Origin of the sequence: Roseateles oligotrophus (assembly GCF_025717515.1) — a bacterium.
GTDB lineage: Bacteria > Pseudomonadota > Gammaproteobacteria > Burkholderiales > Burkholderiaceae_C > Paucibacter_A > Paucibacter_A oligotrophus.
Genome location: NZ_JAJIRN010000007.1, coordinates 253,065 through 266,997 on the forward strand (window position 1 = coordinate 253,065; position 13,933 = coordinate 266,997).

At 63.5% G+C, this 13,933-nt stretch carries 13 protein-coding genes; 4 read left to right on the forward strand and 9 right to left on the reverse strand.

Features of this window, described 5'->3' with window-relative positions; translation table 11 throughout:
- Positions 1–42 precede the first annotated feature (42 nt).
- On the reverse strand, positions 43–2,622 hold the full coding sequence (gene cphA / locus LNV07_RS16710) for a cyanophycin synthetase (RefSeq protein ID WP_263572296.1): 2,580 nt from the start codon (positions 2,620–2,622) through the stop codon (positions 43–45).
- Positions 2,623–2,680: 58 nt separating this feature from the next.
- Positions 2,681–4,870 carry a cyanophycin synthetase gene (locus LNV07_RS16715; RefSeq protein ID WP_263572297.1) on the reverse strand — a complete coding sequence of 730 codons (2,190 nt, stop codon included), beginning with the start codon at positions 4,868–4,870 and terminating at the stop codon, positions 2,681–2,683.
- A 244-nt stretch (positions 4,871–5,114) separates the two neighbouring features.
- Here LNV07_RS16715 and LNV07_RS16720 point away from each other — a divergent pair, with 244 nt between their 5' ends.
- On the forward strand, positions 5,115–7,409 hold the full coding sequence (locus tag LNV07_RS16720) for a cyanophycin metabolism-associated ABC transporter (protein WP_458296243.1): 2,295 nt from the start codon (positions 5,115–5,117) through the stop codon (positions 7,407–7,409).
- 11 nt (positions 7,410–7,420) lie between these two features.
- Positions 7,421–7,888 carry a cyanophycin metabolism-associated DUF1854 family protein gene (locus LNV07_RS16725; RefSeq protein ID WP_263572299.1) on the forward strand — a complete coding sequence of 156 codons (468 nt, stop codon included), beginning with the start codon at positions 7,421–7,423 and terminating at the stop codon, positions 7,886–7,888.
- Here the strand turns inward: LNV07_RS16725 and LNV07_RS16730 are convergent, their stop codons facing one another.
- The 7 genes from LNV07_RS16730 to LNV07_RS16760 are packed head-to-tail and all read right to left on the reverse strand — an operon-like array spanning position 7,889 to position 11,660.
- Complete coding sequence (locus LNV07_RS16730; protein ID WP_263572300.1) at positions 7,889–8,860, reverse strand: sodium-dependent bicarbonate transport family permease; 972 nt, start codon at positions 8,858–8,860, stop codon at positions 7,889–7,891. It lies immediately after the preceding gene.
- 48 nt (positions 8,861–8,908) lie between these two features.
- Complete coding sequence (locus tag LNV07_RS16735) at positions 8,909–9,544, reverse strand: exopolysaccharide biosynthesis protein (protein WP_263572301.1); 636 nt, start codon at positions 9,542–9,544, stop codon at positions 8,909–8,911.
- 27 nt (positions 9,545–9,571) lie between these two features.
- Complete coding sequence (locus LNV07_RS16740) at positions 9,572–9,985, reverse strand: TerB family tellurite resistance protein (protein ID WP_263572302.1); 414 nt, start codon at positions 9,983–9,985, stop codon at positions 9,572–9,574.
- Between the two features lie 21 nt (positions 9,986–10,006).
- Positions 10,007–10,162, reverse strand: a complete 156-nt coding sequence (locus LNV07_RS16745) for a hypothetical protein (protein ID WP_263572303.1) — start codon at positions 10,160–10,162, stop codon at positions 10,007–10,009.
- 58 nt (positions 10,163–10,220) lie between these two features.
- Positions 10,221–10,520, reverse strand: a complete 300-nt coding sequence (locus tag LNV07_RS16750) for a TFIIB-type zinc ribbon-containing protein (RefSeq protein ID WP_263572304.1) — start codon at positions 10,518–10,520, stop codon at positions 10,221–10,223.
- Positions 10,521–10,570: 50 nt separating this feature from the next.
- Positions 10,571–11,263, reverse strand: coding sequence for a Bax inhibitor-1/YccA family protein (locus LNV07_RS16755; protein ID WP_263572305.1), 693 nt, complete (start codon positions 11,261–11,263; stop codon positions 10,571–10,573).
- Between the two features lie 40 nt (positions 11,264–11,303).
- Positions 11,304–11,660, reverse strand: coding sequence for an HPF/RaiA family ribosome-associated protein (locus LNV07_RS16760; protein ID WP_263572306.1), 357 nt, complete (start codon positions 11,658–11,660; stop codon positions 11,304–11,306).
- A gap of 114 nt (positions 11,661–11,774) precedes the next feature.
- On the opposite strand from LNV07_RS16760, the gene LNV07_RS16765 reads away from it, so the two are divergent.
- Together LNV07_RS16765 and LNV07_RS16770 are read left to right on the forward strand one after the other, a co-directional pair.
- Complete coding sequence (locus LNV07_RS16765; RefSeq protein WP_263572307.1) at positions 11,775–12,659, forward strand: LysR family transcriptional regulator; 885 nt, start codon at positions 11,775–11,777, stop codon at positions 12,657–12,659.
- Between the two features lie 95 nt (positions 12,660–12,754).
- The gene (locus LNV07_RS16770) at positions 12,755–13,933 is read left to right on the forward strand and encodes an isovaleryl-CoA dehydrogenase (protein ID WP_263572308.1); all 1,179 of its coding nucleotides are present in this window, start codon (positions 12,755–12,757) and stop codon (positions 13,931–13,933) included.

The window sequence follows — 13,933 nt, forward strand, 5'->3', positions numbered from 1 at the left end:
AGGCGCTGAACTCAGCGCCTTTTTTTGAGCTCAGAGAGAATGTCAGCCTTCCGCGATCCGCTTGGCCAAATGCGCCAAGGCCTCTTCGACTTGATCGACCAGCACCAGACACAAATCACCCGGCTGTAATCGCGCCAAGGCCTTGTCGATGGCGATGAATTCGCCGCGAATCTCATCGATGAAGCTGGTGCGCTCGGCACCCACCAGGCCCTCGCGCAGCAAGGCCATCACCTCGCCGTCGGCGCGGCCGCGCTGACAGGCGTCTTCGAACAAGAACACATCATCGAAGGCGGTGCCGAGGATGACGGTTTGCTCGCGGATGTCTTCGTCGCGGCGGTCACCGGCGCCACTGATGACGACCGAGCGGCGCTTGCCGGGCAGCGCCGTCACTGCGCTGACCAGGGCCCGCATCGCGTCGGCGTTATGGCCGTAGTCGGCAATCACGGTCGCCCCCCGGTAGTCCATCACATTGAAGCGGCCGGGCGCGTTGTCGGCGTCATTGGCGAAGCTGGCCAGACCACGGCGCACGGTGTCCCAGTCCAGGCCGATGCCCCAGGCCGCGGCGACCGAGGCCATCGCGTTTTCGACCTGGAAGCCAATCGCGCCATTGCGCGTGATCGGGATGTCGCGCAGCGCAATGTTCTCGCGCCATGAGCCTTGCGCCGCCACCAGCATGTCGCCGTCGATATAGACGCAGCGCTTGCCCTGGGCACGGTGCGTGGCCATCAGCGGGTGGTGCCTGTCGGTGGCAAAGAAGATGATCTGGCCCGGGCAGGCCTCGGCCATCTTGGCCACCACCGGGTCGGCGGCGTTCAAGACCGCATAGCCCGAAGCGGCGACGTTCTGCACGATCACGCGTTTGACCAGCGCGAGTTCTTCCACCGTGTTGAGGAAGTTCATGCCCAGATGATCGCCGGCGCCAAGATTGGTGACGACCGCCACTTGGCAGCGATCGAAACCCAGGCCTTCACGCAGCACACCGCCACGCGCGGTCTCAAACACCGCAGCTTCGACGTCCGGGTGCATCAGCACATTGCGGGCGCTTTTCGGGCCCGAGCAATCGCCGCTGTCGATCTGGCGGCCGTCGACATAGACGCCGTCGGTATTGGTCATGCCGACCTTGAGCCCGCAGGTCGCGAACAGATGCGCGATCAAGCGCGAGGTCGTGGTCTTGCCATTTGTGCCGGTGACGGCGACGACCGGAATGCGGCCGTCCTCGCTCTTGTGGCCATGGCCATAGAGGTGCGAGATGATGGCCTCGCCGACATTGCGGCCCTTGCCATAGCTGGGGCTCAGGTGCATGCGCAGACCGGGCGCGGCGTTGACCTCGACGACGCCGCCGCTGATCTCTTCCAGTGGCCGCAGCACGCTCTCAGCCACCACGTCGACGCCGCAGACATGCAGGCCGACCACTTGCGCGGCGGCGATCGCACGCGCCGCCACTTCGGGGTGAACGTCATCGGTGACATCGGTGGCGGTGCCGCCGGTGGACAGATTGGCGTTGTTGCGCAGGATCACGCGTTGGCCCTTTGGCGGGACCGAGTCGGGGCTCAGGTCTTGCTGCACCAGGCGCGCGACGGCGATGTCGTCGAAGCGGATCTTGGTCAGCGAGGTGGCATGGCCGTCGCCGCGCTTGGGGTCGGCGTTGACCTTGTCGACCAATTGCTTGACGGTCAGCTTGCCGTCACCGATCACATGTGGCGGGTCGCGGCGGGCGGCGGCAATCAGCTTGTCGCCGACCACCAGGAGCCGGTAGTCGCTGCCCGGCAGGAACTTCTCCACCATCACCTGGCCGATGTCTTCGGCGGCCTTGTAGGCAATCTCCATATGCTCGCGGGTGACGACATTGACCGTCACGCCCTTGCCCTGGTTGCCATCGAGTGGCTTGACGACGACCGGCAGGCCGATCTCTTCGGCCACTGCCCAGGCCTCGTCGACCGAGTCGACCGGAGCGCCGATGGGCACCGGCACACCGGCCGATTGCAGCAGGCGTTTGGACAGGTCTTTGTCCTGCGCGATCGATTCGCTGACGGCGCTGGTCGCGTCGACCTCGGCCGCCCAGATGCGGCGCTGCTTGGCGCCCCACCCGAACTGCACCAGGCTGCCTTGGGTCAGGCGGCGGTAGGGCACGCCACGAGCCAGCGCGGCGTTGACGATGGAGCCGGTCGAGGGGCCGAGACGCACGTCTTCGTCCATCTCGCGCAGCTTGGCCAAGGTCGCATCGGCATCAAAAGCGCCGCCGTCGCGGGCCGCTTCGACCAGCTTGCAGGCTTCCTCAAAAGCGAGTCGGCCGACATCCTCTTCGCTGTACTCGACCACCACCTGATAGCTGCCGGCCTCCGAGGTGATGTGAGTCTGGCTGAAGGTCACCGGGCAGCCGGCCTGCGCCTGCAGCGCCAAGGTGGCTTGCTCCAGCACATGGGCGAGCGAGACCGGCGTGCGGCTGGCGCTGGCCGGCCGCAGGGCGCCGATGCTGGGGAATAGCGCGCGCAGGCGGGCTTCGAAATCGGGCATTTCGGCGATCGACTGTTCGGCCGGGCTGCAATGCACGACGGCTTCGATGGCCGTGTGGCGGCTCCACATATTCGGGCCGCGCAGGGCGCGGGTGCGAGAGACTTCCATGTTTGGTCTTCCTCGATGCTCTATAAAGTTTGTAGGGTCGCCGGACTTGTCGGCAAGTTCAGGCGGCCAGATCGGGCACAAAGGTATCCAGGCCGGCCGAGATCAACTCGGGCGAAATGTTCAAGGCCCAGGCGGTGGCGACGGCGCCCAGCACGGTGGCGGCATCAATCTCCGCCTCGCCGGCCGATTCGGCGGCCGCAAAGCGCCGCAACAAGGCATCGACATTGGCGCCGACCGTCTCCGACTGGCCATGCGCCAGCACCGCCGCGCCGCCTTGCAAGAAGACCGCCCGGCCGCCCTGCGCCCGGTGCTCGACCAAGGCAGGAAGATCGGCGTTCAGCGCGTACAGCACGACCTCGCCGTCGCACAGATCGCTCATCTCCACCAGCAGTGGCTCCGCGGCATTGAGCACGGCCGCGCCGTCGCCCAGAACCACATCGACCTGCGTGCGCAAGACCTTGTAGAGCTGGTCCTGATTCATCACGTCGAATTCGGCCAAGCCCTCGATGCCGTCCATATCGGTGATCAGGCCGACCAGGCAGCGGTCATAGGACAGGCCGTCGCGCAGGATCGAGGCGGCGCTGTTTTCAATCACCACCGCATCGACGCCGCGGTTCATCAGCAGGCGATGCGCGGCGTCCCAGCGCACGCTGCTCTTGCGCTCGACCCGGCGCGTGCCGAGGAACAAGCCATTGCGGCAGGCCAGGCCGACATGACGGCCATTCAGATGCAAGAGCCAGGCGACCAGGCGCGAAATCGTGTGGGTGCCGCGCGAGCCGGCCACGCCGACGATGGGGATGCGGCCGTTCTCGTCCTCGGCAAACAGATGGTCGATGATGGCCTTGCCGACCGGCTGGGGCATGCCCTCGGCCGGCTTCAGATGCATCAGCAAACCCGGGCCGGCGTTGACCTCGACGATGGCGCCGCCTTGTTCGGCCAGCGGGCGCCCGATGTTCTCCGCCACTACATCGACGCCGGCGATATCCAGGCCGATCACGCGCGCGGCCAGGCTGACCGCATGGGCCACATCGGGGTGAACCTCGGCGGTGCAGTCAATCGAAACATTGCCGTTGCGCTGAATCAGCACCTGGCGGCCGGCCTCGGGCACCGAGGCGATGCTCAGGCCCTGGCGCTCCAGGTCGAGCAGGATGACGCCGTCGCTGTCGGCATTGAGGCGGTTGAGCGGGTGCTCTTCGGTCAGGCCTCGGCGTGGGTCGGAGTTGATCTGCAACTCGACCAGTTCCAGCACCGTCGACTTGCCGTCGCCGATCACATAAGCGACCTCACCGCGCGCGGCCGCCACCAATTGGCCGCCGACCACCAATAAGCGGTGCTCGTTGCCGCGGATATAGCGCTCCACCAGCACCTCGCTGCCATGCCGCTCGGCCACTTCAAAGGCCGCCATCACATCAACGCGGGTCTTCAGGTCCAGCGTGACGCCGCGGCCATGGTTGCCGTCCGAAGGCTTGACGACGACCGGCAGGCCGAGATCTTCGGCCGCTTCCCAGGCGGCCTCGGCGTTCTTGACCGCGACGCCCTCGGGCACCGGCACGCCGCAGGCCTTGAGGAGGGTCTTGGTCAGGTCCTTGTCACCGGCGATGCCTTCGGCGATCGCGCTGGTCATATCGGTCTCGGCGGTCCAGATGCGGCGCTGGCGCGCACCGTGGCCCAGCTGCACCAGATTGCCGTCGTTCAGGCGGATATGCGGGATGCGGCGGTCGGTGGCGGCGGCGACGATGGCTGCCGTCGAGGGGCCGAGGTAGCAGTCATCGAGCTTGTCGCGCACACGCGCCACTGCGGCATTGACGTCGAAGGGCTCGTCGTTGATGGTCGCCATCAGCAAGGCATGGCCCTCGGCCAAGGCGCTGCGGGCGACCTGCTCGTCGCGCGCGCGGAACACCATGCGGTAGACGCCGCGCTGGCTGGTCGAGCGGGTCTGGCCAAAGCCGGTCGGCATGCCGGCCAGGTTCAGCAGCTCGATCACGATGTGCTCGAGCACGTGACCACACCAGGTGCCTTCGACCAGACGCTGCAGAAAGCCGCCGCGCTCACCGACACCGCAATGGTGCTCGATCAGCGCCGGCATTGCCTTGGTGATGCGGTCGGTGAAGCCGTCCAGCAGATGGGTGGGCCAGTCTTCAAGCTCGCCCAGGTCCAGCCAGACTTCCAGCACGGGACGGTAGGTCCACATATTGGGGCCGCGCAAATAATTGATGCGCAGCAGCTTGATGTCTTCTTTCTTGCTCATGGATGGCTAGCAGGTTGATGGCCGGTTCAAGGCCGAATTCATGGGATAGCTTTTTTAAACTGGCGCAATTGTGCGCTCAGTTGAGGGCGGTTTAGCGGGGCGGCCTTGGTGTCTCGAATGCAACGCTTGGCGATGCTGCCGAAGCCAATACGCTTGAATTCGGCTTCGCCCGCTCGGCGATGAGTGAAAATCCGGCCCTGAACCTTGCCGGCGACCCGTTTGAGGCGGCCGACCCAAAAATAGATTGCGTCATCACATGTCAGTTGAAGTGTCCTTGCAGCACCCGAGATGGCCCGAACTCCAAGCGCGACTGCTGCCGGACGAAAACGTGCTGGCCCCGCTGGAGGTTGACCTGGACTCGCAAACTCGCTTCGCGCGCGGCTTGCTGGTCCTGACCGATCGGCGCTTGTTGGCCTGGGACCCGGCCGGCGCGCAATGGTCGGACTGGCCGCTCAACTTCGGCTTGCGCATGCAGATCTCGGACCATGCCGGGGTTGGATCGCTGGAGTTGTTGGATGCCGAGCGGCGCTTGGGTCTGTGGCGCTTCACATTGCAAATGAATCTGCAGGCGCAGCGTTGGCAGGATTTGTTCACGCGACGGATTGAGTCGGGTGGCGTGCAAGAGCAGGCTCAGCCCGATGAAGCCGAATATTGCCCGAGTTGCCAGGCCCCGCTGCCGCCGGAGAGCGAAGAATGCCCGGCCTGCGCGCGCGAACTGCATACGCCGCCGTCAACCTGGGTGCTGCTGCGCCTGGCCCGTTTCGCCAAGCCCTACCAAGGGCAGCTCCTGATGGGCTTCTTGCTGATGCTGGGCTCCACCGGCGCGACGCTGGTGGCGCCCTATCTGAGCATTCCGCTGATGGACCGGGTTTTGATCCCGTTCCAGGCCGGCCACAAGATTGACCCCTGGCTGGTCGCCTTGATCCTGAGCGGTTTGTTCGGTGCCTCCTTGGTGTCCTGGCTGCTGGGTTGGGCCAAGACCTATATCCTGGCGCTGGCCTCGGAGCGCATTGCCGCCGATCTGCGCACCGCCACGTTCGAGCATTTGCTGAGCCTGTCGCTGGAGTATTTCGGCAACAAGCGCACCGGCGATTTGATGTCGCGGATCGGCTCCGAGACCGACCGCATCAGCGTTTTTCTGTCCCTGCATGCCTTGGACTTCATCACCGATGTGTTGATGCTGTTGATGACGGCGACGATCCTGTTCTCGATCAACCCCTGGCTGGCGCTGGTCACCTTGGTGCCCTTGCCCTTCATCTCCTGGATGATCCATCTGGTGCGTGACCGCTTGCGCACCGGCTTCGAGAAGATCGACCGGGTCTGGGGCGAGGTCACCTCGGTGCTGGCCGACACCATCCCCGGCGTGCGCGTGGTCAAGGCCTTTGCGCAAGAGAAGCGCGAAGCAGAACGTTTTCGCGTCGCCAATGCCAATAACCTCAAGATCAATGACAAGCTGAACAAGACCTGGAGCCTGTTCGGCCCGACGGTCTCGCTGCTGACCGAGTTCGGCCTGCTGGTGGTCTGGGCCTTCGGCATCTACCTGGTGTCCAAGCAGGAGATCACGGTCGGTGTGCTGACTGCTTTCATCGCCTATATCGGGCGCTTTTATGGCCGCATGGATTCGATGAGCCGTATCGTTTCGGTGACGCAAAAAGCGGCCGCCGGTGCCAAGCGCATCTTCGACATCCTTGATCATCAGTCGAATGTGCCCGACCCGGTCAACCCGGTGCCGCTGCAGAACTGCAAGGGCGGGATTCAGATCCAGGACATCGGCTTTCGCTATGGCAATCGGGCGGTGATTCGTGGTTTGTCGCTGGACATCAAGCCGGGCGAAATGATTGGTCTGGTCGGCCACAGCGGTTCGGGCAAGAGCACGCTGGTCAACCTGATCTGCCGTTTTTATGACGTCACTGAAGGCAGCATCCGGGTCGACGGGATCGATCTGCGCCGCATCGGCGTGGCCGACTATCGCCGTCATATCGGCCTGGTGCTGCAGGAGCCGTTCTTGTTCTTCGGCACGATTGCCGAGAACATCGCTTACGGCAAGCCCGAGGCAACGCGGGCCGAGATCGTCGCCGCCGCCCGCGCCGCTCACGCGCATGAGTTCATTCTGCGGCTGCCGCAGGGCTATGACTCGCTGGTCGGCGAGCGGGGTCAGGGCTTGAGTGGCGGCGAGCGTCAGCGCATCTCGATCGCCCGCGCGCTGTTGATCGACCCGCGCATCCTGATCCTCGATGAGGCCACGTCTTCGGTCGATACCGAGACCGAGAAAGAGATTCAAAAGGCGCTGGACAACTTGGTCAAGGGCCGCACGACGATTGCGATTGCCCACCGTTTGTCGACGCTGCGCAAGGCCGACCGGCTGGTGGTGATGGACCGCGGCCAGGTGGTCGAAGAAGGGCCGCACGATGCCTTGATGGAAAAGCGCGGCGCTTATTGGCGCTTGTATGAGGCGCAGGTCAGGCGGGTGGATGCCGATGGCGAGCAGGTGATGCCGATGCTGCCGCCGAATTTGAACGCACACACGGCTCAACAATGAGTGAATCGAATATGCCTGCTTTTCAAGCTTTGTCCCGCAACGCTTTTGGTCGCTTGGCGCTGACCGACCTGCAAGGGCGCGAGCATGCCGACATCACCGTGGTGCGCGCGCACCCGATCTCGGCGCCGGACGAGGGCGTGTCGCTGGTCGGCAGCGATGGCCATGAACTGGCCTGGATCGACAATCTGGCCGCCTTGCCCGGCGCCGAGCGCGACTTGCTGACGGCCGAATTGGCCAGCCGCGACTTCATGCCGACGATTCAGCGCATTACGTCGGTGTCCACCTTTTCTACACCAAGTCAATGGACGGTCGAGACCGACCGCGGCGAGACGCGTTTTATCTTGAAGACCGAAGAAGACATTCGTCGCCTGCCCGACGGCCGGCTCCTGATCGCCAGCAGCCATGGTCTGCAGCTGATGATTCAGGACCGCTTTGCGCTCGACCGGGCCTCGAAGAAGTTGCTCGAGCGTTTCCTCTGATCAGGCCGGAATCATGCGCTGGGCGATGCCGACATAAAGCGGTATACCAGCCAGGATATTGAAGGGGAAGGTCAGCCCGAGGGACATGCCGAAGTAGAGGCTCGGATTGGCCTCCGGAATCGCATGCCGGATCACGGCAGGCACGGCAATATAGGAGGCGCTGGCCGCCAGCACCATCAGCAAGGCCGCGTTGCCCTGCGACAGGCCGCAGATCAGGCTCAGGCCTAGGGCGATGCCGGCATGCACCAAGGGCGCGCCCAAGGCGTAGGCAATCAGCAGCGGGGGCTGTCGCTTCAAGCCGGCCATATTGCGTGCGGCCAGCAGGCCCATATCGAGCAAGAAGAAGGCCAGCATGCCCTTGAAGAGATCGCCGGCAAAGGGTTTCATCGCAGCTTGGCCGGAAGTACCGCTCAAGATACCGACCACCATCGCACCGATCAAGAGCAGTTGCGCGCCATCGGTCAAGGCCTCATGCAACACCTTGGACAAAGGGCCGGGGTTCTGGCTGCTCGCCGCGCTGCCTTGGCGGCGCCGCACGATATTGGCCAAGAGCACGGCCATGATGATGGCGGGCGATTCCATCAAGGCCATTGCCGCCGCCATATGGCCGCCGAAGGCAATCGAGTGGTTGTCCAGATACTGGACCGCGGTGATGAAGGTCACCGCGCTGACCGAGCCATAGGTGGCCGCGATGGCCGCCGCATCAAAGCCCGACAGCCAGCGGCGCAACACCAGGTAGCCCAGGCCCGGCACCAGTACTGCCAGCAGCAGAGCCAAGCCCAGGCTGACGCTTACTTCATGAGTTAGGCCGGATTCGGCCAGCGCAAATCCACCCTTCAGCCCCAAGGCCATCAATAAATAGAGGGATAGGAACTTCGAAATCTGTGGGGGTATCTCAAGATTTGACTTGAGCATGCCGGCGGCGATGCCGAACACGAAGAAGAGGATGGCCGGGTCCAGGAAGCTCTGCATGATTTGTTGTTCTTTCTAATGTTGATGCAGGCGCGGATTGTCTGTGAACTAAGGATGGCGCATCAGCCATGAGGGTATTTGCTGCGCCAGCCCGTACAACTCGAAACCCCAGAACCAGGCGGCGCAGGCGACCGCGGCGCTGAACAGGACGGAAAGCAGCGCCATCGCCATGCCGGCCAATATCGCCACACCGTCGCGCGCAACCAGGCCCAGGCCGAGCAGCATCAAGGCCAGTGCGGGGAGGAGGTTGCCAAAAGGAATCGGCAAGACGATCAAGACGGCCATCAGGCCCGCTTTGGCTGCAAGCCAGCGCTGGCTGCTGCCGTCGGATAAATGCGTTAGCCGGGGGCGAGTCAAGCGGCCCGAGCTGGCGTAAAAGCGCGCCAGCAACTGCAGCACCCGGGCCGCCCATAGGCTGGGCAGATTGAAATCTGCGACCCTTTGTGGCAGCCGCGCAGATTCGGATGTGTTGCCCCGCCACAAGGCCAAGGCCATCGCCAACAGGCCCATGCCCAGCACCGAACCCACGCCGGGCAAGGGCAGCAAGCAGGGGGCGGCCAACAAGATCAGCAAGCTGCCTGTTGCTGCCGGGCCGTGCAAGGCCGCGAGTTGCTGCAAGCTGACGCCGTCGGCGGGCAGGGCGAGAGCGGCGCTGCTCAGGCGCTCGGACAGGGCGGTGGTCAAAAGGCGGGCTTTCTTGGCGTCAATGCATCAATGCGGTGGCTGCTCTTGCAGCGCAGCATGAAGATTCCATTGCTCGACTGCGGTCAACAGCACCAGCGACTCCCCGGCCTCGATCGTTTGATCGGCTTCGATCACCGCGATGCAGAGTTGCAATACCTTCAGGCGCAGTTGCGGATCGTCGACTTCGGCCATCAGCGCCGCCATTGTTTTCGGTGCCACCCGGCAAATGCTCGCTTCGCCCGGACTGGCATTGTTCAGCAGATCAACGCATAGGGCTCGCATCACCTCTTGCAGCTGGATTCGGTGCAGGCCGAGTTGCGCGCAGGCGTCGAGCTCATCGAGCGTTTCAAGCTCGATGGCGGACAAGCTGCCATCGGCCAAGGCTGCCAAAGACAGGATGCGGGCGGCTGCTTCTGGGCTGTTGCGTGGGTAAGGGCGCATGTTCTAGCTTGGCTTGGCGGGTCAGAGGAGATAGAGACTCGCGCCGGCTAGCGTGCCTGCGCCGCCGAGGCCAGCCAGGAGTCGGAAATCGCGCTGATTCTCGGCCTTGAACTCGGCATAGGCCGCGTAGAGGATGCTGGCGGCTAGGAGGATGATGCCGAGGGCGATGGTATTCATGGTGATAGGCCTTGGCTTGAACGATTGCGGTTGAAGATTTGCATGGAGGTCCAACCCTTCAGTCAAAAAATTCACTCAGCCAGGACTTTTTACGGCGGGCGTGATGGCCATATTGGCTTTCTTGGCCTTGGTGCCCCTGATTGCCATGGCGTGCCGGAGCGGATGGGTAGTCCGAGTCGACGAAGTCGGCCCGCGTCCGGCCTTTGTTCGGGGTAGCGGTTTGGGCCGCAAATTCCAGCAGCTTGTCCAGCTCGCCACGGTCCAGCCAGATGCCTCGGCAGTCCGGGCAGTAGTCAATCTCGACGCCTTGACGCTCACTCATGGCGAGGGTGCTGGCGGGGCAACGGGGGCATTTCATGAGGTGCTCACTTTGTAAAAAATGGGATTCACTGCTGCGGCTTGCGTCGATTACTCGTCCGAGCCGCCGAAGCCGAACAGCGCCAGCAGGCTGGTGAACAGATTGAAGATCGACACGAACAGACCGACGGTGGCCAAGACGTAATTGGTTTCGCCACCATTGACGATGCGGCTGGTCTCGAACAGGATCAAGCCGGCCGACAACAGCGCGACCATTGCCGAAACCGCTAGACCTAGCGCCGGGATCTGCAGGAAGACGGCGCCCAGACCGGCCAGCAACGCAATCACCATGCCGGCGAACAGGAAGCCGCCCATGAAGGAGAAGTCCTTCTTGGTCGTCAGCACATAGGACGACAGGGCCAGGAAGGTGGCGCCCGTCGCGGCCAGGGCCAACATGATGGTCTGTGCGCCGCCCGGCAAGGCCAGCGATTTGGCCAAAACGGGCCCCAGGCTATAGCCCATGAAGCCGGTCAGGGCGAACACCGCAGGTATGGCCCAGCCGCTGTTCTGCAGCTTGTGGATGGCAAACAGCAGGCCGAAGGTGGCGCCCAGCGTCAAGATCAGGCCGGGCGCCGGCAGCTTCATCGCGACACCGGCGGCTGCGACGGCGGCGCTGAACAGCAGCGTCATCGATAGCAAGGCATAGGTGTTGCGCAGCACACGGGCTGTGGCAGGGCTGCTGACGCCGGCCGAGGTGTCGGCAAGAATGGCAGGACTGGCGTAGGTTTTGGTGGCGGTTTCCATGACGGTGTTTGCTTTCAGATTGAATTCGTTGCGGGAGGGTTCAGCGTTCGGTTGCGGCGATCGGGGCGAGTTGCAGTCGCTTGTCGCCGCGAGGGTGGCTGCGGCCGCGCTGCCAAGCCTTGACCAAGGCGCGGGCCGCGCGGGCCAGGGCCGCCTCGAAGGCAGCCCGCCAAACCTTGGCGGTGGCGACGATCACCAGCGTGCCGGCGCCGTGGGTGCGCAGCTCCAGCGTGCAGCGCTTGTCGATGCCGCCGCGTGGGCCGTTGATATCGCTCATTTGCACGCGGGCCAGCGGCACGTTCAAGGCGACGCGGCGCATGGCAAAGCGCAGGCGCTCGGATGCGATATCGCGCAGCGCCATCGCATCGGCATCTTTGGATTCGAAATGAACTTGCATATCGGAACTCCTATGGGCTTGAAAGTGAATGCAGGATAGGTTGCCCATGTGAATTGAAAAAGCAGATAATCGATTACAAATACTTCTGCAAAACCTGATTAATAGGGCGCCTAGATGAGTCTCAGCTATAGCTACAAGCATCTCTACTACTTCTGGGTCGTGGCCAAGGAGGGCGGGGTGTCGCGCGCGGCGGACCGGCTGGGCATGGCGGTGCAGACCGTCAGCACCCAGGTGCGCGAGTTGGAGCGCGCCCTGGGTTACGCCTTGCTGAAGCCGGCCGGGCGCGGCCTAGTGTTGACCGAGGCGGGTCAGGTTGCGCTGCGGCAGGCCGACCAGATCTTCCAACTCGGCGAGCAGTTGCCGGCGCTGGTGCGCGACGCCGCGAGTACGCCGACCGTGCGCTTGGCGGTGGGCATTTCGAACGGCTTGCCCAAGCTGGCGGTGCGGCGCCTGCTTTTGCCGGTGATGGACGAGCCGGGCCTGCGTCTGCTCTGTCATGAGGATCAGTTCGAGGGCTTGCTGAGCGAGCTGGCGCTGCACCGGCTGGATGTCGTGTTGGCCGACCGCGCCGCACCGGCCAATCCGAATCTGAAGGTCTACAGCCATTCGCTCGGTGCCTCGGCGATGGCCTGGTATGCGCCTGGGGCTTTTTACGAGCAGGCGCTGGCCGACTTTCCTCGTTCTCTGGCGCAAGTGCCGGTGCTGCTGCCGACGACGCACTCGGCGGTGCGGGCGCGCATCGACCAATGGTTCGAGCGCATCGGCGTGCAACCGCGCATCGTCGGCGAGTTTGAGGACAGCGCCTTGCTGGCGACCTTTGGCGGTGGCGGCATGGGCGTGTTTCCGGCCACCGAGTTGGTGCAGGACAAGCTGATTTCGCGCTATGACCTGCGCCGCGTTGGCGATTGCGACGGGGTGCAGGAGAACTTCTTCGCCATCGGCGCGGACAAAAAAGTCGCCCACCCCTTGATCCGGCGTTTGTTGCTGGCCTGGCATTGATTTAGAATTCGCCGGTTGACGTTTACGTAAACGTCAACTAAAAACACAGCGATCCGGCCTTACGATGACCGGCAGCCCAAAATCTTGGAGACGATATGAATTTGCCCGGACTGAACTTTCAACTTGGTGAAGACATCGACGCCTTGCGCGATGCGGTGCGTGACTTTGCGCAGGCCGAGATCGCGCCGCGCGCGGCCGAGATCGATCACTCCGACCAGTTCCCGATGGACCTGTGGCGCAAGATGGGTGACCTGGGCGTCTTGGGCATTACCGTCGGCGAGGAATATGGCGGCGCGAATATGGGTTATCTGGCCCACATGATCGCGATGGAAGAAATCAGCCGGGCGTCCGCCTCGGTGGGCCTGAGCTACGGCGCGCACAGCAATCTGTGCGTGAACCAGATCAAGCGCAATGGCAATACCGCGCAAAAAGCCAAATACCTGCCCAAGCTGATCAGCGGCGAGCATGTCGGCGCGTTGGCGATGAGCGAGCCGGGAGCCGGCTCCGACGTGCTGAGCATGAAACTCAAAGCCGAGGACAAGGGCGGCTACTTTCTGCTCAACGGCAGCAAGATGTGGATCACCAACGGCCCCGACGCCGACACCTTGGTCGTCTATGCGAAGAGTGAACCCGAGTTGGGTGCGCGCGGCGTGACCGCCTTTTTGATCGAGAAGGGGATGCCGGGCTTCAGCGTCGCTCAAAAGCTCGACAAGCTGGGTATGCGCGGCAGTCACACCGGCGAGTTGGTGTTCCAGAACGTTGAAGTGCCGGCCGAGAACGTGCTGGGTACGCTCAACGGCGGCGCCAAGGTCTTGATGAGCGGCTTGGACTATGAACGCGCGGTGCTGACCGGTGGCCCGCTGGGCATCATGCAAAGCGTGATGGACAACGTGATCCCCTATATCCACGATCGCAAGCAGTTCGGCCAAAGCATCGGCGAATTCCAGCTCATTCAGGGTAAGGTCGCCGATATGTACACGGTGCTGCAGGCCGGCCGCTCGTTCGCCTACACGGTGGCCAAGAATCTTGATTTGCTCGGCGCCGAGCATGTGCGCCAGGTGCGCAAAGACTGTGCTTCGGTGATCCTGTGGACAGCCGAAAAAGCCACCTGGATGGCCGGCGAGGGCGTACAGATTTTTGGCGGTAACGGCTATATCAATGAGTACCCGCTGGGCCGTTTGTGGCGCGATGCCAAGCTGTATGAAATCGGGGCGGGCACCAGTGAAATCCGCCGTATGCTGATCGGCCGGGAGTTGTTTGCCGAGACGATGTGA

What these genes read in the sequence shown, in the direction of transcription:
- LNV07_RS16740 (WP_263572302.1), bottom strand. Translation starts at nt 9,985, where the DNA reads ATGCGCCCTTACCCACGCAACAGCCCAGAAGCAGCCGCCCGCATCCTG.
- LNV07_RS16750 (WP_263572304.1), bottom strand. Translation starts at nt 10,520, where the DNA reads ATGAAATGCCCCCGTTGCCCCGCCAGCACCCTCGCCATGAGTGAGCGT.
- LNV07_RS16770 (WP_263572308.1), top strand. Translation starts at nt 12,755, where the DNA reads ATGAATTTGCCCGGACTGAACTTTCAACTTGGTGAAGACATCGACGCC.
- LNV07_RS16755 (WP_263572305.1), bottom strand. Translation starts at nt 11,263, where the DNA reads ATGGAAACCGCCACCAAAACCTACGCCAGTCCTGCCATTCTTGCCGAC.
- LNV07_RS16725 (WP_263572299.1), top strand. Translation starts at nt 7,421, where the DNA reads ATGCCTGCTTTTCAAGCTTTGTCCCGCAACGCTTTTGGTCGCTTGGCG.
- LNV07_RS16730 (WP_263572300.1), bottom strand. Translation starts at nt 8,860, where the DNA reads ATGCAGAGCTTCCTGGACCCGGCCATCCTCTTCTTCGTGTTCGGCATC.
- LNV07_RS16745 (WP_263572303.1), bottom strand. Translation starts at nt 10,162, where the DNA reads ATGAATACCATCGCCCTCGGCATCATCCTCCTAGCCGCCAGCATCCTC.
- LNV07_RS16760 (WP_263572306.1), bottom strand. Translation starts at nt 11,660, where the DNA reads ATGCAAGTTCATTTCGAATCCAAAGATGCCGATGCGATGGCGCTGCGC.
- LNV07_RS16765 (WP_263572307.1), top strand. Translation starts at nt 11,775, where the DNA reads ATGAGTCTCAGCTATAGCTACAAGCATCTCTACTACTTCTGGGTCGTG.
- LNV07_RS16715 (WP_263572297.1), bottom strand. Translation starts at nt 4,870, where the DNA reads ATGAGCAAGAAAGAAGACATCAAGCTGCTGCGCATCAATTATTTGCGC.
- cphA (WP_263572296.1), bottom strand. Translation starts at nt 2,622, where the DNA reads ATGGAAGTCTCTCGCACCCGCGCCCTGCGCGGCCCGAATATGTGGAGC.